Source organism: Paenibacillus sp. FSL R7-0179, assembly GCF_038002265.1.
GTDB lineage: Bacteria > Bacillota > Bacilli > Paenibacillales > Paenibacillaceae > Paenibacillus_AQ.
Genome location: NZ_JBBOCC010000001.1, coordinates 1,477,006 through 1,495,957, shown reverse-complemented (window position 1 = coordinate 1,495,957; position 18,952 = coordinate 1,477,006). Strand labels below are relative to the sequence as shown.

The 18,952-nt window shown below is 53.5% G+C and carries 10 protein-coding genes; 3 read left to right on the top strand and 7 right to left on the bottom strand.

Annotation, left to right across the window (positions count from 1 at the left end; translation table 11 throughout):
• Window positions 1–21 precede the first annotated feature (21 nt).
• Window positions 22–2,337: an ATP-dependent DNA helicase gene (locus tag MKX63_RS06575; protein WP_341016053.1), complete on the bottom strand. Its 2,316-nt coding sequence runs from the start codon at window positions 2,335–2,337 to the stop codon at window positions 22–24.
• A gap of 213 nt (window positions 2,338–2,550) precedes the next feature.
• Between MKX63_RS06575 and MKX63_RS06570 the strand changes: the two genes are divergently transcribed.
• Window positions 2,551–4,479: an LTA synthase family protein gene (locus MKX63_RS06570; RefSeq protein WP_341016052.1), complete on the top strand. Its 1,929-nt coding sequence runs from the start codon at window positions 2,551–2,553 to the stop codon at window positions 4,477–4,479.
• Window positions 4,480–4,914: 435 nt separating this feature from the next.
• On the opposite strand, the gene MKX63_RS06565 is transcribed toward MKX63_RS06570, so the two are convergent.
• Entirely contained in the window at window positions 4,915–5,346 is a 432-nt protein-coding gene (locus MKX63_RS06565) for a MarR family winged helix-turn-helix transcriptional regulator (RefSeq protein WP_341016051.1), read from the bottom strand.
• A gap of 239 nt (window positions 5,347–5,585) precedes the next feature.
• Between MKX63_RS06565 and MKX63_RS06560 the strand changes: the two genes are divergently transcribed.
• Window positions 5,586–7,280 (top strand): methyl-accepting chemotaxis protein, encoded by a 1,695-nt coding sequence (locus tag MKX63_RS06560; protein WP_341016050.1) that lies wholly within the window; start codon window positions 5,586–5,588, stop codon window positions 7,278–7,280.
• A 437-nt stretch (window positions 7,281–7,717) separates the two neighbouring features.
• Here MKX63_RS06560 and MKX63_RS06555 read toward each other — a convergent pair whose 3' ends face one another.
• From MKX63_RS06555 to MKX63_RS06535, 5 genes are all read right to left on the bottom strand, one after another.
• Entirely contained in the window at window positions 7,718–9,727 is a 2,010-nt protein-coding gene (locus MKX63_RS06555; protein ID WP_341016049.1) for a putative bifunctional diguanylate cyclase/phosphodiesterase, read from the bottom strand.
• Between the two features lie 225 nt (window positions 9,728–9,952).
• Complete coding sequence (locus tag MKX63_RS06550; RefSeq protein WP_341016048.1) at window positions 9,953–11,617, bottom strand: hypothetical protein; 1,665 nt, start codon at window positions 11,615–11,617, stop codon at window positions 9,953–9,955.
• Window positions 11,610–12,410: an ABC transporter ATP-binding protein gene (locus MKX63_RS06545; RefSeq protein WP_341016046.1), complete on the bottom strand. Its 801-nt coding sequence runs from the start codon at window positions 12,408–12,410 to the stop codon at window positions 11,610–11,612. The genes MKX63_RS06550 and MKX63_RS06545 overlap by 8 nt, the downstream gene beginning before the upstream one ends.
• Before the next feature lie 194 nt (window positions 12,411–12,604).
• On the bottom strand, window positions 12,605–16,357 hold the full coding sequence (locus MKX63_RS06540; protein ID WP_341016045.1) for an S-layer homology domain-containing protein: 3,753 nt from the start codon (window positions 16,355–16,357) through the stop codon (window positions 12,605–12,607).
• Window positions 16,358–16,430: 73 nt separating this feature from the next.
• Window positions 16,431–17,243, bottom strand: coding sequence for a hypothetical protein (locus tag MKX63_RS06535; protein WP_341016044.1), 813 nt, complete (start codon window positions 17,241–17,243; stop codon window positions 16,431–16,433).
• 332 nt (window positions 17,244–17,575) lie between these two features.
• Between MKX63_RS06535 and MKX63_RS06530 the strand changes: the two genes are divergently transcribed.
• Window positions 17,576–18,946, top strand: coding sequence for a dicarboxylate/amino acid:cation symporter (locus tag MKX63_RS06530; protein ID WP_341016042.1), 1,371 nt, complete (start codon window positions 17,576–17,578; stop codon window positions 18,944–18,946).
• Window positions 18,947–18,952: the final 6 nt, after the last annotated feature.

The following is an 18,952-nucleotide window of genomic DNA, read 5'->3' as shown; positions in this document are numbered from 1 at the left end:
TTTTCAGTAGATTATACCCGCTTAAGTCATCACAGAGTAGTCCCGCCACTCCTCTGGGAGCAGTTGCCTGTAGGATTGCTGCATGAAGCGGTCGTCAGCGAGCACAATGACTCCGCTGTCGCTCTCACTGCGGATCAGCCGTCCTCCGGCCTGTTGCACCTTGCACATGCCGGGGTAGATATAAGCATAATCGAAGCCGTTCTTGCCCTGTGACTGGAAATAGCTCCGCAGCAGATTGCGCTCCAGCCCCACCTGCGGGAGTCCGACCCCAACCACCATCACCCCGTTCAACCGGTCGCCGGGCAGATCCACCCCTTCGGAGAAAATACCGCCCAGCACGGCAAAGCCAAGCAGCGGCTCCGGGTTATCCGGGCGGAAGGCTGCCAGGAAGCTCTCCCGCTCCGGCTCGCTCATCCCGCTGCCCTGCAGCAGTGTGGGGACTTCAGGGTACTTCTCCGTGAACACCTCATAGACATGCTTCAAGTAGAGATAGGAGGGGAAGAAGACCAGGTAGTTGCCCTTCTTCGAGACCAGGCCTTTGAGCGCATCACTAAGCGGCTGTATAGAAGCCTCACGGTCATGAAACCGGGTGGATATAGGCAGCACAGATACCTGCCACTGCTCTTTGTGAAAAGGTGAGGCCAGGCTCAGACTGTAGTCCTCCGCGCCTGCCCCGATCATATCTCTGTAATACGAGAGCGGCGAGAGGGTCGCAGAGAACAGAATCTGGCTGCGAAAGCTCTTGCCCATCTGCTGCAGCAAATGCGACGGATCGAGATTGAACAGCTTCAGATACACATCACCGCTGCGCACCTCGGCATACGTGACGTAGCGTTCATCGTAGGTTTTGAAGGTGCGGAGCATCGCCTGTACCGCGTAATAGGTATCCAGCAGGCTGTTCTCCCCCTCCTCCTCTGCCAGCGCAGAGCCTGCAGGAGCAGAGGGATTCAGCAGCTCCAGCTCGGCTTCGGCCGCGAAGTTCTCCAGCAGCTCCGGCAGCTCCTCCGGATAGGCCGCCCACTCTCCCGCACCCTTGTCACTACAGCTCTTGCGCAGTGCAATGAAGAAAGCATTCACCGCTTTGGCGGCAGTGCCGAGCCGGGGATTCGCGGTTTTGCAGGTCCGGCTAAGCGCCAGGAAGGGAGCCTTGGTAAGCGAAGCAGAATACATCTCCCGGCCCCGGTCTACCAGATTGTGCGCTTCATCCACCAGCAGCACGGTGTTCTTCTTACGCTCCTCGGACATGCGCTTCAGACTGATACGCGGATCGTAGATATAATTGTAATCGCAGATCACAACATCGCAGGCATAGGCAGCATCCAGCGAGAATTCAAACGGGCAGACCTGATGCTTATGGGCATAGCCGGCAATCGTCTCCCGGGTCATCAGCGTCTCATGCTCCAGCATGTCAATCAGCGCGCCATTGATCCGGTCATAGTACCCTTCTGCATAAGCGCAGGACTCCGTGCCGCAGATGCCTTCCTCCCGGAAGCAGGCCTTCTCCTTCGCCGTCAGCGCAATGACATGCAGATGCAGCCCGCGGCGGTTCAGCATCGCGGCCGCCTCCTGCGCCGCGATCCGCGTAACAGTCTTGGCGGTCAGATAGAAGATACCGGCTGCCTTGCCTTCGCCCAGCGCTTTGACCGCCGGGAACAGGGTGGACATGGTTTTGCCGATGCCTGTCGGTGCCTGGGCGAAGAGGTTCGCCCCCTCAGCAATGGAGGTGTAGACTGCGGCTGCGAAATGGCGCTGGCCGGGCCGGTAGGCTGAGAACGGAAAGAACAGCGCCGTGATACTCTCCCCTCTCTTCGCCTTATACCGGACCATCATCTCGGCATACGGTGCATACCTGCTTATGGTCTCTAGCGCAAAGGCCGTCAGTGCTTCGCGGGACATCTCCCGGTAGAGACTGTACTGCGCCTCGCTTCCCCGCTGTACATAGGTAAGCTTCACGTGGATATAGGGAAGCTCAAGATCTGTTGCCAGCATGTAAGCGTACATGTAAGCCTGGGCCCAGTGTACGTGCTTCCCTTCAAAAGCAGGGTCCGGGATTCCGGCCATGGACTTAATTTCCTCCACTGTCAGGCTCCCATCCTCTGCCGTAAGCAGGCCGTCGCAGCGCCCGTCAATCTGGAACAGCAGCTCTCCGTAAGGAATTCCGGTCTTCAAATAGACCTCCTTGCGGTCTCCTTCCTTGTATTGCTTCTGGATCAGCTGATGGCTGCGTGTCCCCTCCGCCATGGCGGCTCCGCTGCGGAAGCCCGGCTCCAGACTGCCGCTGCTGTAGGCAAATTCTACAAGCGCCCTCACGGACAGTGTGATTTCTGTATGCTCCATCCGTCCCCACCTCCAATAATTTCCGCCAGCTTCCGCTGCGTAAGGCTCATATTCTTCGGTTAACGCCGATATTCCCCCGCCTGAGGGAGTGGCCTGCGCCGGATTCGTTCTAGCCGTAGTTTACGCGCGCTTCAGGGAGTATACGGCCGCTTCTGATTTTTGACATTCCTTCCCTGGCACTGCATAATAAGTTCTATTGATAATGGTATTCTTATGTCCTCATGCCGCTGTTTCCTATCAGCCGGAAACCTGTTCATTCTTCAGAAAGAAGGCGAAGCTGTGTCATCCCAAACTGTGAAACGATGGCTCCTTAAGCCATTTGTGTTCTTTTCCATTCTTTTTCTGTTCAAAAGCCTGCTGGCCTGGGGTGTAATCTTTGATGATCTGAAATTCTGGCAATCGCTGCTGACGGAGCTGCCCTTTGTCTGGGCCCTGTTTTTCCTGATTGAGCGCTTTGCCTCCAGACGGAAGCTCGGCTATTACATGACGGTCAATCTGCTGGTTACCGCGATCTTTTTTGCCGCCATTATGTACTTCAAATATTACGGGGTCATTGTCACTTACCATGCCGCCGAGCAGGTGAACCAGGTCACGGCTGTCAAGAACAGTGTATTCTCCTTGATGGATCCTTATTATCTGCTGATTTTCACCGATATTATCGTGCTGGGCTTCTACTTCTTCATTAACAAGAACGGCCGCAATTATAAAAAAGACCAAATCAACCGTCCGAATGGCCGGACGCTGCATGTCGTACTGTTCGCGGTCTCGCTCGGACTCTGCCTGTTCAATATTCTTCCGAATAAGGCGAGCATGAATGAGATCAAGAAGGCCCAGGAGATGGGCATCCTTAATTATGAAGCATACACGATCTTTGCCAAAGATAAAACCGAGCTGGTCCAGGCCAGTGAAATCACACAGAGCACGATTAACCAGCTCAAGGGCATCGACCCTTCAGCAGTCTCGGCTTATGCCGGTGCTGCCAAGGGCAAGAATCTGATTGTGATCCAATTGGAGTCCTTTCAGAACTTCCTGCTTGGACTGAAGGTAGACGGCCAGGAGATTACCCCTAACCTGAACCGCCTGATGGAGCAGAGCCTGTACTTCACGAACTTCTATCAGATGGTCGGCCAGGGCAACACCTCCGATGCGGAATTCGTGGTCAATTCGTCCTTCTATATTCCTCCGCAGGGTGCGGCTACCATGTCTTATGTCGACAAGCAGCTGCCAAGTCTGCCAAGTCTGCTGGGAGACAACGGCTATCAGACAGCCACGTTCCACACCAACGTGGTGGAATTCTGGAACCGGGGCGAGCTATACAAGGCCCTCGGCTGGCAAAAGTATTACGATCACCAGTTCTTCGGTGACGAGGATGCCTTCTTCTTCGGTGCTTCCGATGAGGTGCTCTACCGCAAATCCTCGGAGAAGCTGAAGGAAATGAGTGATGCGGGCAAGCCGTTCTATGCCCAGGTCATCTCCATGTCGGCGCATCACCCGTTCACTATTCCTGAAGAGAAGCACAAGATGAAGCTTCCTGAGCGGTATGAAGGAACCTTTGTCGGCGATTATGTGCGGTCGCAGAACTATGCGGACTACGCCTTCGGACAGTTTGTAGATGAACTGAAGGCGAATGGATTATGGGAGAACAGTCTGGTTATGGTCTACGGCGACCATATGGGACTGCCGATCTATTCGCTGGATCATGACGACAAGCAGTTAATGAAGGAAATCTACGGATATGATTACAGCTACGCCAATATGCTCAACATTCCGCTGCTCATCCATGGCGAAGGAATGGCTCCGCAGAAGCTTGCACAGGTAGGCGGAGAAGTCGATATTATGCCTACTGCCGCCGGCCTGCTGGGGGTATCGATGGATAAGAATATTTATTTCGGCCAGGATCTGCTCAGCCAGTCCTACAATTTGCTGCCTCAGCGGTATTACCTGCCTACCGGCTCCTTCATTTCCAGCTCTGCCCTGCTGATTCCGGGCAACAGCTTCGAGGATAATACCCAATATCCGCTGGCTACCGGAGGTACTGCTCCGGCCGGCAACGAGGATGAATACAACCGCGCGCTGCGGCTGCGCCAGCTGTCTGACAGCTACGTTACACAATTGCCGGACAAAGAACCTGCCGCAGAATAGCCAGTTTTGGGGTAAGCTTGGGCTTACCCCAAAACTGGCTTATCTTTTAAAAAAATCATCCTAACGGATGATTAGGACTACCTTCGCGCGAGCACAACGTATGCTGTTTTCCACATACATTTGGTCCATATGGGTGCTTGCGAGCACAATGTATGCTGTTTTCCACATACATTTGGTCCATATGGGTGCTTGTGAGCACAATGTATGCTGTTTTCCACATACATTTGGTCCATATGGGTGCTTGCGAGCACAATGTATGCTGTTTTCCACATACATTTGGTCCATATGCCGCTGTATCAGCCCAATGGATTTTATTTTAAGGAAAATAATAAATAAGGGTACGCTTGGACTTATCCCAAAGCATATAAAATCCATCAAGACAAGAGGCAGCGTCTCTCCTTAGTGGAGAAGCGCTGCCTCTTTGTAATGCTTATGTTAACGCTCCTGATTCTCCAGCATGAGATAATAATCCGCGAAGTTCTCCAGCTCTGCCGGCTCCAGAATGGCCAGATGCTCTTCCAGCAGCAGCAGTGACCGGCGCTGTGCTTCTTCCAATACCTCTTGTCCCTTGCCCGTGATCGTGACGATTACCGCTCTGCGGTCGTTCTCGTCCGTCACGCGGGCGATCAGCTCCAGCAGCTCCAGCCGGTCCAGCATGACGGTGACTGCACTGGACTTCACTTCCATCTTGTCCGCCAGCTGGATCACCCGTGCCTGCTTCTCCTGAAAGATCATATGCAGCAGCCCGAATTGCGGCACAGTCAGCCCCAATTCCTTATGCATTGACATCTGCGACATAATTCTGCGCTGAACCTTCCACATGGATAATCCCACACGTTCGATCAAAGGATTGACTTCTTGTGACATTCCTTCAGCTCCCAGTCCGTTTGTTCTGCTTCAAGCCTACCATTATACCGGTCCGACATTCAATATTTTTTTGAATAAGCGCCTATTTTTCAATGATTTTTTATACATAATTCATCATTTTCCGACACAAAAATTCTTTTTTCTGACGTATGCTCAAACCGCAGCGTATGCGCTATAATCGTAGCAGTGAACCCCATAATTCACTTAATCTTTTAGAGTCAGGGCTGGTGATATTTGTTATGAAATTGGCAACAAAATTAACATGGATGATGCTGATTGTATTGCTGTTGGTTGGTTCATCCATAGGCTTCTTCGGTTATCATGCTGCTTACAAGCAGATCGATGAAGCTGCGGGCATTGAATTGGTAGGCTGCGCGAATATAACTACCGGCCTTATCGATCCTGCCGACATAACCGCTCTGGCTGCCGGGGATACCAGCAAGCTGACTGCGATTGAAGACCGCATCGGATGGATCAGTGATCACAAGCCTATTTTCAAAGAAGCCTTCATCTTGTCACTGGACGGCAAGGTATTGGCTGCTGACAAAAACTTTAAAAAGCGTGGCTACAAAGCCGGAGACTCCTTCTACTTCTCAGATGAAGATAAAAGAATGATTACTACCATGAAGCATTCCGCCTACTCGAAGGTGTATACATATCAAGGCACCTCCCTCAAAACCGGCTACGGCCCCATCTATCAGGACCATGACCCTACCAAACCCATCATTGCATTAATGGCGATTAACTTCGACGGCCCCTTAATTCAATCCCGGACCATGGATATCATCACCCAGCCCTTCCTGATCGGCAGCTCCATTCTGATTATTGCGATTCTCGCTGCTTATTTGCTGATCCGCCGGATGGTCAGCCCGCTGACCAAGCTGTCCGCATCTGTCAACACGGTAGCCAAGGGCGATCTGACCCGGGAACCGCTGCTCTTCACGGCTAAGGACGAGATCGGCGAGCTTGCCCGTGACTTCAATGCGATGACCCTGAATCTGCGCGACCTGATTACACAGGTCAACGATACATCCATGCTGGTTGCTTCCTCATCCCAGGAGCTGTCCGCCAGCGCCCAGGAGACTAACCGGGCCGGAGAGCACAGCGTTAATGTCACGCTGGAACTGGCCGACGGGGCACATACCCAGCTGCAGAATCTGGAGGGCAGCTTCAAGGCTGTACAGGATATGTCGCATTTCATTACCGAAATTGCAGGCAATGCCGACAGCGCAATGAACCAGGCGGCCATCAACTCCCAGAAGGCCCGGACAGGCCGGGAATCGATGGACTCAACCACCTCTCAGATGGCTATAGTGGGTGCAAGTATCTCGGATCTTTCCGGCATTATCGAGACGCTGGGCAGCCATTCCAAAGAGATTGAGAATATTGTCGGCACTATAGCCAGTATTGCCGAGGAGACGAATCTGTTATCCCTCAACGCGGCGATTGAAGCCGCACGGGCCGGAGAAGAGGGCCGCGGCTTCGCCGTTGTCGCAGGCTCTGTACGCAAGCTGGCTGAACGTTCAGCCGGATCTGCCCGCCAGATCGGCGAGCTGGTCAGCCTGATTGTCCAGCAGATGGACAAGGCGGGAGAGACCATGAAGCACTCCACAGAAGAGATGCATCACGGCAAAGAGATGATTATAGCTGCCGGGCATTCCTTCTCCGAGATTGAGACGTCCGTCTCCGAGATGTCTGCACATAGCCAGCAGATCTCAGCCACAGTGCGTGAGCTGGCCCTGCTCTCTGACGGGCTTGTCGCTTCGATCCAGAAGATCGTAGCGGTCTCCAATCAGACAGCTGAGGGCGCGGAGACCTTGTCCGCCTCTTCCCAGGAACAGCTTGCGGCCATGCAGGAGGTCGAATCCTCCGCCGCATTCCTCTCCTCCCTGGCAGAGAAGCTGCAGGTATTAGTCGAGAATTTCAAAATTTAGGCCGGAGTATCATACATTCTTCACAACAAAATCACCCTGCGGGTGAAGGTTGCTCGCGCCTTCTCTCACCGACCGCTTGTAAGGGGCAGCATTGTTGCACATTTTGCAGGATTTCTCTATAAATGTTACCGGCTATGGAGGATTGTTGCATCATTTGCAGGATTTTTGGTATTTAGAGTAAGTTAGCGCTGGATTTGTTGCAATTCGTGCAGGATTTCAGCATAGACCGCTCCTATGGGGCAACAATCTTGCACTTCTTGCAAGATTTCTCTATAAATGTTACTGGCTTTAGAGCATGGGGCCCTTCCCCCGGCATAGCAGCACCCATTGTATTCGCTTTTTCGCATACAATTCTTAAGTAACTAAAAAGGCTGCCCTGATGCGGGACAACCCTCCACATCCAGGACAGCCTTTTTGTGCAACAGCACCCAGAAACATTATGCCGTATTCTCAATAAACCATTGGCCTAATTCATTAACCGGCATCGGACGCCCATAGTAGAAGCCCTGCATTACCCGGCAGCCCAATGATTGCAGCAGCTCAATCTGCTCCGTAGTCTCCACGCCCTCGGCCACAACCTCCATGTTCAGATTGCTGGCAATGGCAATGATGTTGCTGATGATCGCTTTCTTGGAATGCATTTTGCTCTTACGGATGAAGACCTGATCAATCTTCAGAGTGTTCACTGGAATCTCATCCAGATTGCCGAGCGAAGAGAAACCGGTTCCGAAATCATCCAGGGATACGCGCACACCGAGATCCCGCAACTTGGAGAGCTGGGCAACCGTCTCTTCCATATTGTTCATCGCAATCGATTCGGTAATCTCAAGTTCCAGGAAATGCGGCGCAAGGCCAGAACGCGACAGTGCCTCTTCCACTACCTCATACAGGCTCCCGCCTTCAAACATCCGCGCCGACATATTAATCGAGACCGCTACACTGGCAACCTTCGCCTGATGCCAGAGCATATTCTGTCCGCACACCTCATGCAGCATCCAGTAGGTAATAGGGACAATCAGACCGGTCTCCTCAGCAATCGGAATGAACTCTCCCGGAGAGATGACGCCATGCTCCGGATGTCTCCAGCGCAGCAGCGCTTCAAGCCCCACTGTGACATTCAGCAGCGAATCCCATTTGGGCTGATAGACTACCATGAATTCCGAGCGGGCCAGCGCCTTGCGCAGATCCTTCTCAAGGGACATTCTTCGGACCTGATGACGGTTCATCTCCAGATCGAACACACTGAATTTATTCTTGCCAGAATCCTTGGAGGTATAGAGCGCCGTATCGGCTGCCTTCATTAACGCCGAACGGTCGGTGCCGTGCGCCGGAGTCATGCTGATTCCCACACTCGCAGTTACGTACAATTCATTACCTGCAATACTGTAAGACTTCTTGAGCTCCTGGAGGATATGCTGTGCCACTTCCTCGGCCGCCAAGGCGGTGCAGTCCGGCAGAGCAATCAGGAATTCATCCCCGCCAAGCCGGAACACCTTCCCCTTCCCGCTCACACAGCACGTCAGTCTGGCAGAGACATCCCGCAGCAGCAAGTCGCCAATATCATGCCCCAGCGTATCATTAATCGATTTGAAGCGGTCCAGGTCAACAAAAAACACGGCGCCCGAGACCCCGCCGAAGAAATCATCCTTGAAGTAGCGCTCCAGACCATGCCGGTTAGGCAGCTCGGTGAGCGGGTCATGATAGGCCATGCGCTCCAGTACATCCCTGTCCAGAAACACAGTCCCGCCGGAGATCGCCAGCACGAACAGGGTAACCAGTGAAATCCCTGTCAGCAGAACTACATCGGTCTCCATCAGCATCGGGGAGGGCGCCTGCCAGCTGTAATGATGCAGGTCGCTTGCTCTCAGACTCGTATAATGCATACCGGTAACTGCCAGAGCGATGAATAGTGCCGAATACAGCTTCCAGCGGCTATAGCCCGTATGATCCTTGAACCTGCGGAACATTAGAATTCCTATGTAGGAAGCAGCAAGGGCAACCAGCACCGATACAGCCTGATCCATTGCCCTGTAATGAATCTTGGCCTCCATCTCCATCGAGGACATTCCGGCATAATGCATGAACGATATACCGCTGCCGAGTATGCCGCCTCCCGCAAGAAGCCGCCAGCTTCTCTGGCGGGGAGCCGTAACTATCTGCAGGGTTACATAGCAGGAGGACATAATAATGATCAGAGACAAGGCAGCCATCAACGGATGGTAGCTGACCTTGAACGGCAGCCGGCTGGCCATAATGCCGATATAATGCATGGCCCAGATCCCGCCGCCAAGCACACAGGCACCCGAGAGCAGCCAGAGACGTCTGACCCGGCCCGCGGAATGGGAAACCTGCGAAATCAGATTAAGCGCGGAATACGCTGCGGCGGCAGCAAGCGCATAGGATAGTAAAACAATCCAGATATTATAGTGGATTCCCATTTGATCCATAGTTGACCTCTTCACTGGTTATAGTATCAGCGTCGTTTCAGCGTCTATCTTAAGTTAAAAATCAATATACGAATAGCGGATAAATGGAAGAGTATATAATGATTGCAGGTATTCTCTGAAAACTAACTTTAGCTGTATTTTACCTTGTATTCACCGGGCTGTCTAAGTAAATAATGGAACTTGGACCCTTTTTTGAACGCCGGCAAAAATTGTCCATATTTGTCCTCAGCCGCCTGCGCGGAGGGTTGGAAATCCGTTGTCCCGGGAGGTGTCCGGCAGGAAGGCTTTGCGCCAGATCCAGGCATTTGCAGCTACCAGAATTACCATGTAGATGTATATTCCTGCAGGAATCAGGGTGAAGACATAGTGCACTCCGGCCAGCCCCCCCAGAATGAATAACTGCACAAAGGCACTGCCTGTGAAATCCTTCCGCTGCACTGCCTCATACTTCTCCGAGAACGGGAGCGCCTTCGGGAACGTAAGGAAGCATATCACAGCATACAGCAGCAGAGCCAGCAGAACCACTGCCATGTCTGCAATAATGCTGGAGCCTAAGAGAGCGATGAACACCGCCGCCTCCAGCAGAAAGAGCGGCACCAGCAGCTTCACGACCGCTGCCTTCAGCATTCCCCGGTAGACCATCCCCTTGCCCGGCAAAGGAATTACCTGATAGATCCATGCCCCCTTATAGCTGGCTGAGTAACGGACCATCTGCACAACTGTCATCAGCAGCAGCGCACTGTAATAGATAAACAGAAAGGACTTGGAGCTTCTGATCCCGGCCAGATCGCCGCTCCACACCTGATTGAAGATGAAGATAAAGGGAAAGATCAGCGAGAAGCCGATGGTCGGATAGACCCGGAGCTTGAACTCGCGCTCATTCTTCATCATCGACCAGGTGAAGCGGAAGAACATAGCCTCCGCTTTGTTCCGGCACACGGTCTCTGACAGCACCCGGGCAAGCCGCCCGCTGTCCCTGCCCTCTGCGCCATGCTCAGCCAGCTTCTGAAGGCTGCGTTCAAATACCGGCATCAGCCGGGTATAGGCGGCGAACATTACGGCAGGCACCACTACAGAGAGCGCTGTCAGAATAATCACGGACCGGCTTCCGGTTCCGCCGCCCAGCAGCTCGAACGGCGCCCCGAACCAGACCGGAGCCAGCAGAAAATGCCACCAGGCGGGAGTGAAATCCAGGCCCAGCGCCGATAGATTGAACATCCGGCTAACCAGCTGGGCACCGACAGTTACCGCCACAGACAGGATAATCTGTACGTAGTTGATAATATCCTTCAGCTTTTCCCCGTCAAAGAACCTCAGAATCAGCAGATAGATTAGCGCCGTGAACACCAGAATGAAGCCGTCCATCAGCAGAATCTCAGCTGCGTACACGAAGAAGAAGCCCGGCCCATGCCGGAATAGAGAGAACAGCAGCGAAGGACCGGTGAAGGTCAGCGTTAAGGTCATTAGATAGATCAGAGTATGTAAGCTCTTGGCCATGTTCAATGTGCGGCGGTCCACCGGCTTGGAGAAAAGGATGTTCTTGTCGCGTAAATCCAGCATCACGGTCGAGAAGTCGGAAATCAGCGTCGTGGTAATCAGGAACATCACCATACTGAACAACAGACTCATCGTCAGGATATGATGGCCTCCAGGCGCAACAAACACAATCAGCATCAGCCCCAGCAGCAGATAGAGCCACTGGACTCTGAAGGGCGAGCCCTCCATCTCCAGCTTGGAATTCTGCGACCCGGAGAACAGGGTAGGCGTCCGTCTGCCGTCCATGGTCAGCTTGACCTGAAGAATGCGGCGCATGAGCGCATAATCGGCTCCCAGGCCCTTAAAGATCCACTGTACCCGGTCAAGCAGCTTCAGAATCCGGAATTCAGTCATACGCCGCACCCTCGCCAATCACAGCCACGAACTCACTTGCAATATCCCTGTATTGATCGAACCCGGTCAGCTGATTGAAAATCTCCTCCAGCGATCCCTCCCGGCTCTGCTCCCGCAGCTGCGTGAAGGTTCCGTCCGCGACAATATCGCCTCCGTCCAGCAGGATGATCCGGCTGCTGATCCGCTCAACCACATCCATAATATGCGAGGAATAAAAGATCGTCTTCCCCCTGGCGGCAAGCGTGGCGAAGATCTCCTTGACCACCATGACACTGTTGGCATCCAGCCCGCTGAGCGGCTCATCCAGAAACAGAACATCCGGGTCATGCAGCATGCTGGCAATCAGCAGCACCTTTTGCTTCATTCCCTTAGAGTAAGAGGCAATCCGCATATCATAGGCCTTCTCCATGCCTAGCAGCCCTATTAACCTCCGCGCCTTGTCATCGGCATCCGCCTGCTTCAGTCCATACAGCTCACCGGTGAAGGTCAGATATTCACGCGCTGTCAAGCTGTCGTACAGCTCTGCCACCTCAGGCACGTAACCGATTCTTTTTTTGTAAGCCGTATCCCCGTCCGAGATATCCCTGCCAAAAATCCGTATCGTTCCGTTATATCCCTCCACCAGCCCGAGCATAATCTTGACTGTCGTGCTTTTACCGGCCCCATTGGGCCCGATATATCCGATAATCTGTCCGCGGTATACCTTCAGATCAATCCCCCGCAGCACCATCCGGTCACTGTAATTCATCCACAAGCCCTCAATTGATATCACCGGCTCTTCCGTTAAGCCCATTGACGTCTCTCCCCCTTCGGTAAGCATACTTTTCCTTCCGGCAACAGAAAGTACCATTAACCCTATTCTAGCAAATTTTAGCACTTGATTCCTGTGATTTATCGCAGCCCGATTTCTGCATAGGCCCGCAAACAGCAAAAGAGCAGCCCTTAGGCTACTCTTAATAAACTTGCTATGCTGCTGAGGAAGCGCTGCTATTGCGCCAGCAAATTGTAAATAACCTGGGCCGCCTGTGCTCTAGTGGACAGCGCAAGCGGTTGTAATCTGCCGCCCTCACCCTTAATCACTCCGCGTTCCGTGAGAGCCTGCAAGGCTTCTTGCGCATAGCCGGCAATCTGCGATGCATCGCTGTAAGCGGCAAGTGTTACGCCTTCAGCCTGCCCGGGAAGCTCGCCCAGCGTATTCAGTGCGCGGTACAGCAAGGTGAATAGCTCCTGCCGTGTAATCTGCCGGTCCGGCTTGAACTGGTTATCGCCGGAGCCGGAGGCAATCCCCAGCTTCTTGGCAGCAGCCAGATAAGGGGTGTAATAGGCCGCTCCTGCATCGCTAAAGTTCGCTGCGCCTTTACTCTCCGGCGTTATTCCGTAAGCCTTAAGCAGCAGAACAATGAATTGGCCTCTGGTTACGGCGGCATCCGGGCTGTACTGATTGTCATCTGTCCCGGAAGTAATTCCTCTCGCAGCCAGGAAGCTTACCGCGTTGTTAAACCAGGCCGTCTCCGGCACATCGGCAAAGCTCACTTTGTTATATCCGATGATGTACTGGGAGAAATGCGGAGTCACGAAATTCACACTGGCTGCCGCTTGGTTGTAGCCGCCGCGTATCGTCTCCAGGGTACCGGATTCCGTAATATAGTAGATCACCAAGGCATTGGCATCCTCAGTTTCCTTCAGAGTGTACGGCACACTGATATGGGCTTTGCCGCCGCCGAACGCCTTGATCTCACTCTCGCCCGCCGTCAGAGACAGATCATAGACCGGCCGGTTGCCGAGTACCGCCTGCCCCTCCTCGCTCAGCGAGACCTTGGCGATCCGGAGATGGATATCTCCACCGTCTGCCGCGCTGCTGATGCTGGCTACCGACCGGGCATCAAGGGTAATCGTCCCCACGTTCAGATAGCTGACTTTAATGTCAGCCTTGGTCCCCGAGGCTAAGGCATTGAATGCACTTCTCGGCAAAATCAGCTCTGCGGTCTGCGTATCAGTCTTTGTCTCCACCTTAATTTCCAGGATGGCTTTTTTACCGGCTGCTTCAGCCTTTGTGAGACTCTCCACAAGCCTAGACAGTGTATCCGCTGTAAGGGACGCTGTAGTTACTCCGGTAGTGTCATCGGTAGTGGCCGAAGCGGCTGCACTTACCGTCACCGTGGACCCTGCTGTTGTCGTAACAGGCTCGCTGCTGACAGGCGTAGCCGGTGTTGATCCTGGTGCTGATCCTGGCGATGTACCGCCGGGGGATGCAGGTGGATTGCCGCCGGAAGCCGGTACATATTCAGGCACAGTGACGCTGGCAGCGGCACCCGCCTTGTAGCCTTCTTTGGCTGAATATCGGACGTCATATGTGCCCGGAATCAGACCGGTAATCTCTGGACCCACAGCATACACGTAACTCGTAGCCGTAGACAGCTTATATTCCTGCGCTGCCGTGGTGCCGGTGATCCGGCCGTCCTTATTCTCGGAAGATGTCGGAGCAATTCCGGCCAGTCCCGTTGGGGCTGCCTGTTCTGCCGTATAGGCCGGCACGGTCACATCCGCTGCGCGCCCCGCCTTATAGCCTTCTTTGGCTGCAAATCTTACATTGTATACGCCCGGCACAAGACCGGTAATTTCACCCTCCGTCGCATAGACATAATCTGTGACTGTGGAGAGCTTGAACTCTAGTAGCGTAGTGGTGCCTGTTATGCGTCCATCCTTATTCTCAGGAGTGGTCGGTGCAATGCCTGCCAGTCCGGTCGGCGCTGCCTGTTCCCCGTAAGCAGGAACCTCAACCTCCGTGGCCGGGCTGGTGCTATAGCCTTCTCTGGCAGGATATCTCACCAGATAGATCCCCGGGGTCAATCCAGCGATGAACGAACCTTCTACCTTAAGGTATTCAGCGCCTTCAGCCAGCTTATATTCCTGTCCGGCAGCCGTTCCTGTGATTTGCCCGTCATTATTAGCTTCTGTAGTGGGAGCTACTCCCGTTAGTCCGGAAGGTGCTGCTTGAGACTGAGTATATTCCGGCACCACTACCTTCACCGGAGCTCCTGCCGGGTATGAGATGGCTACTGCACCGCCGGTGGATGTAATCGGTCCCTGATACCCCGGCTTGGAGGCATAGCGGACTGCGTAGGTTCCCGGAGCGAGTCCGGTAATTGCTTCACCTGCTACAGGGGTGAATGCAGCTTCCCCCTCCCTCGCATACTCCAATGTTCTGTTGCCTGTGCCTGTAATCTGCCCGTCAGTCTCTGCGGCCGCAGTCGGGGCTATTCCAGTCAATCCGCCCGGCACGCTCTCCAGTCGCGAATACAGAGCCGACAAGGCCGTTACGGTATTGGAATACCGGACGCCGACTGGATACACAGAAGGATATCTGGTATCCACATAACCCGGCTGAATGTTCGTCCAGGAGTACATCAGCTCCACATGCCCCAGGATCGGAGCACTGTTCCCGGCGGCATCTGTATTGCTTTTGCTATAAGTGAACAAATACGGAACCTGAAGCCGGTCACCGCTTACCTTAACGCCGTTGCTGTCAGTATAGCTGATTACGTTAGGCTTCGCTGCCGTATTGTTCTCTGTCTTGATGTTGGTCAGATAGGTGTTAACCAGATCTACATACAGGTTCGCGTAGGGATGGCCTGTCGCCCGGATCTGAAGCTCCTCATTGCCATGAGGATTGACCGGATAGGTACCGCCGCTGTTATTATCCGGCTCGGCAACATTCACCCCGGAATCCAGCTTGGTATCGAAGAAATATATTTTGTCCACCTGATATTTCTTGGCATACTCGTTAATGTATTTGATTACAGCTTGCGTATTCGGGCACCAGGACCCGCCGAACAGAATCGCATAATTCCCGTCACTGGCCAAAATCTGCTTGAGCTGATGGTAGGTTACATGCTCATAGACAAGACTGCCGTCCCCTTCCGTGAAGATTGCCGGCTTGCCCGGATTCTCCCCCAGATAGTTCTTATTGAATGCCGCCTTAATATAAGCTGACTCATCAATTGTGTTAAAGGAAGTTGCTGAGCGGAATACAGGCTCAAGCAGGGCTTTGTAATCCGCCACCTTAACAGGGTCAAGTGTTCCGCCCGTCTGGAAATCACTCCAGGACCTGCTCTCGTTCAGATAGGAGACGATCGGAGCACTATTGCCCTGGCTGTCTTTATGATCCTTGTTGTAGACGAACAGAAAAGGCGCTTCCAGCTTGTTCGCAGTAATTACAGCTCCTGCTTTGTTGACGTAACTGACATTATGCTCGGGAATGCTTTTGTCGTACAAGTCGAGGTTCTTCAAGTACTTATTAACCAGGTCCACGTATTTATAGGCATATTTATTGTTGCTGTCCGCAATATCCAGACTGTCACCATCCAGCTTCGTATCAAAATTATAGATAGTGGATACACCATACTGCTTGGCCGCCTCATTAATAAAACCTATCTCCGCCTGGGTATGCTCGCTCCATGCTCCGCCCACCAGCACCGCATAGCTTCCTTCACTCTCAAACAGATGGACGATATCCTCATACGTTGCTGTCTTGAACACATGATTCTCATCCTTCAGATGGCTGTAGACATTGTTGAAATAGTTATAATGGCTTACGCCGCCCTTGGAAGCTGCTTGAACTAAGGCCTCTGCTTCCGGCAAGGCGTCCTGGTCTGCTGTTGCCTGGTGAACCGGGAGAACGAATAGAGAGGCTGCCAGCAGCAGCGGTACTATTTTTTGGAGCTTACGCAGTTTTGTCATTATGTGCACCTCGACTTGTATTGGGTTAGGGTCTGTAACAGCTAAATTCTTATATTTGAAGCAGGCTTGCCCGTCAAGGGCAAACCTCTTCTGTAGCGGCCGGAGCCGGAGCAGCCTCTGCAGGAGCAGCTTCTGCCGGTGCTGGCGCAGGAGCGCTAACCGGTTGTTGCGGTACAGCATTAGCTGTGTTAGCCGCAGAAGCAGGTGCTGCAGTAGCTTTGGCTTTGACCACTTCGGTTGTCGAGAATGTAACGGCCTTGGCTGGAGCCTGTGTGGCAGCAGGGGCCTGTGTTACAGCAGGCGCTGCGGCAATCACAGGCTGTTGCGTGGCGGTAACAGCAGCCGGAGCGGCCGTAGGAACCGCTGCAACGGCTGATTTAGGAGCAGGGGTGCTAATAACAGGAGCTGCTGAAGGAACGGCAGCTTGCGGGTTGGCGGCGGCAGCCTTCACTTGGGGAGCTTGAAGGGCAGGTGCGGAGGTAGCCTTCGGCTGAGCCGCCGTCTTCGCTGCGGCATCCTTCGGTGCTGCTGAAGCTGCTGCGGCTGGAGCCGCCAAGGCTGGGGCTGCCAAGGCTGGGGCTGCCAAGGCTGGGGCTGCGCTGGCCTTAGCCTGCACGGCGGCAGCTACAGCCGGGGCTGCTGATGCCTCAGGCTGGACCGCTGCGGTCTGGGCCGCTTCAGCCGGGGGTGCTTCAGCCTGCACCGCTACAGCGGGAGAACTCGTCTGCGCCGGTGCCGCCGTTGGCTGGCTGGCCGCTGCGGCACCGGCGGCCTTCTCCTGAACCGGCTCAGCCTCCGCTGTTTTTCGAGTGGCGGATACTGCGGCAAAGGTCAATGCCGAGAAGACTACCGCTGCGGTAATAACGGATACCGTAAGCTTTTTCATAGATGAATCATTCCTTTCATTTCGCCCTAGGCTGATAGTTGGCATTGCCGGCTACAGGGCCCTAGAACGCAAAAAGAGATTCAACAGCACGCATGATTATGCGCTTCTGTTGAATCTCTGGCGGTCCAGTCGATCCCGTAACGGCTTGCAGATAAGTTCCATATTATTCATCCTGGTATCGCTTGTCAATCACGAATTTATTTATCACATGTGTTTTATCGGAATTAATAAATATTAACATATTTATACATTGACATTCATAAAATTACCATATACATTTAAAACCATTAATTCCGACCAAAAAACTATTATTTAGGAGGCTTTAGCGCAGCATGAATAATATCGACAACAATCTATTAACCGCCATCGAGACGAACTGGCATGGCTTCGTGGTTTCTATTATCGTATTCGCCATCCTGTTCTTCATGGCCCGCAAGAGAATCGGCTTCGGCACCCGTGTGCTGGCAGGGCTGGGCATTGGACTAATCGCGGGTATATTTTTTCAATATTTCACATTGGAGACTAAGGCCATCAGCACGTTCGGCAGCATCTATGTCAGTCTAATCCGGATGCTTGTTGTGCCACTGGTGTTCATTCTGGTGCTGAACAGCATCTCTTCCTTAACGAACCTGGAATACCTGCGCAAAATCGGCATCAAGACCTTCGCCTGGTTCCTCGGCACCACCGGAATCGCTTCCATCATCGGCCTGTCCGTGGCTCTGCTGTTCAACCCGGGCAAAGGCATCCAGCAGACCGTTCCCGAGGACTTCACCGCCCGTGAAATCCCCACCTTCTCACAGGTGATCCTCGACCTTGTCCCGTCCAACCCCGTGAATGAAGCGGCTACTGGTAAGGTGGTACCACTGCTGATTTTTGCGATCTTCCTGGCTGTGGCCATTATTAAGGTCGGCTCCAAGAAGCCGGAGGCCGTGAAGCCTGTCCGTGATCTTATCGAATCCTTGACAACCGTGCTGCATCAGGTCGTAAAATTCGTTATCCGCTTAACGCCTTACGGCGTATTCGCATTGATTGCCGGAATCACGGCACGCTACGGCTGGGATACCTTACAGGAGCTGGGCAGTGTCATACTCACCTCTTACGCCGCACTGATTCTGCACTTTGTTCTGGTCTTCGGCGGGCTGGTGCTGCTTGTGGCCAAGGTGAACCCTATCCGCTTCTTCCGCAAAATCTACCCGATGCTGACCGTGGCCTTCACCACCAGAAGCAGCTATGCCACCTTGCCGGTGAATCTGGAGGTGATCACCAAACGGCTGCATGTCTCACCGCGCATTGCCAGCTTCGTGGCTCCGCTGGGCGCGTCCGTCAACTTCAATGGCTGCGGCGGCGTATGGCCGGCCATTGTAGCTGTATTCACCGCCCAGGTCTACGGAATTCAGCTTACCGGAACCGACTATATTACGCTGGTGCTGGTCAGCATCATCTCCTCCATCGGGGTAGCAGGCGTGCCCGGACCGGCTGTCATCTCCACCACTGTGGTATTGACCGCACTCGGCTTGCCGCTTGAAGGTATAGCCATTGTTGCCGGGGTAGAGGCTCTTATCGATATGGGCCGCACCGCAGTGAATGCTACCGGAACGACCGTTACAGCCCTGCTGGTCGCCAATTCGGAGGGTGAATTCGACCGTGAAGCCTTCAACCGTGGCGGCAAAGACGAGGATGAGCTCCTTCTGAACCCAATCTAACCTGGA

Coding starts and splice junctions, on each gene's coding strand:
- MKX63_RS06575 (WP_341016053.1), bottom strand. CDS start 2,337: ATGGAGCATACAGAAATCACACTGTCCGTGAGGGCGCTTGTAGAATTT.
- MKX63_RS06570 (WP_341016052.1), top strand. CDS start 2,551: ATGTCCTCATGCCGCTGTTTCCTATCAGCCGGAAACCTGTTCATTCTT.
- MKX63_RS06565 (WP_341016051.1), bottom strand. CDS start 5,346: ATGTCACAAGAAGTCAATCCTTTGATCGAACGTGTGGGATTATCCATG.
- MKX63_RS06560 (WP_341016050.1), top strand. CDS start 5,586: ATGAAATTGGCAACAAAATTAACATGGATGATGCTGATTGTATTGCTG.
- MKX63_RS06555 (WP_341016049.1), bottom strand. CDS start 9,727: ATGGATCAAATGGGAATCCACTATAATATCTGGATTGTTTTACTATCC.
- MKX63_RS06550 (WP_341016048.1), bottom strand. CDS start 11,617: ATGACTGAATTCCGGATTCTGAAGCTGCTTGACCGGGTACAGTGGATC.
- MKX63_RS06545 (WP_341016046.1), bottom strand. CDS start 12,410: ATGGGCTTAACGGAAGAGCCGGTGATATCAATTGAGGGCTTGTGGATG.
- MKX63_RS06540 (WP_341016045.1), bottom strand. CDS start 16,357: ATGACAAAACTGCGTAAGCTCCAAAAAATAGTACCGCTGCTGCTGGCA.
- MKX63_RS06535 (WP_341016044.1), bottom strand. CDS start 17,243: ATGAAAAAGCTTACGGTATCCGTTATTACCGCAGCGGTAGTCTTCTCG.
- MKX63_RS06530 (WP_341016042.1), top strand. CDS start 17,576: ATGAATAATATCGACAACAATCTATTAACCGCCATCGAGACGAACTGG.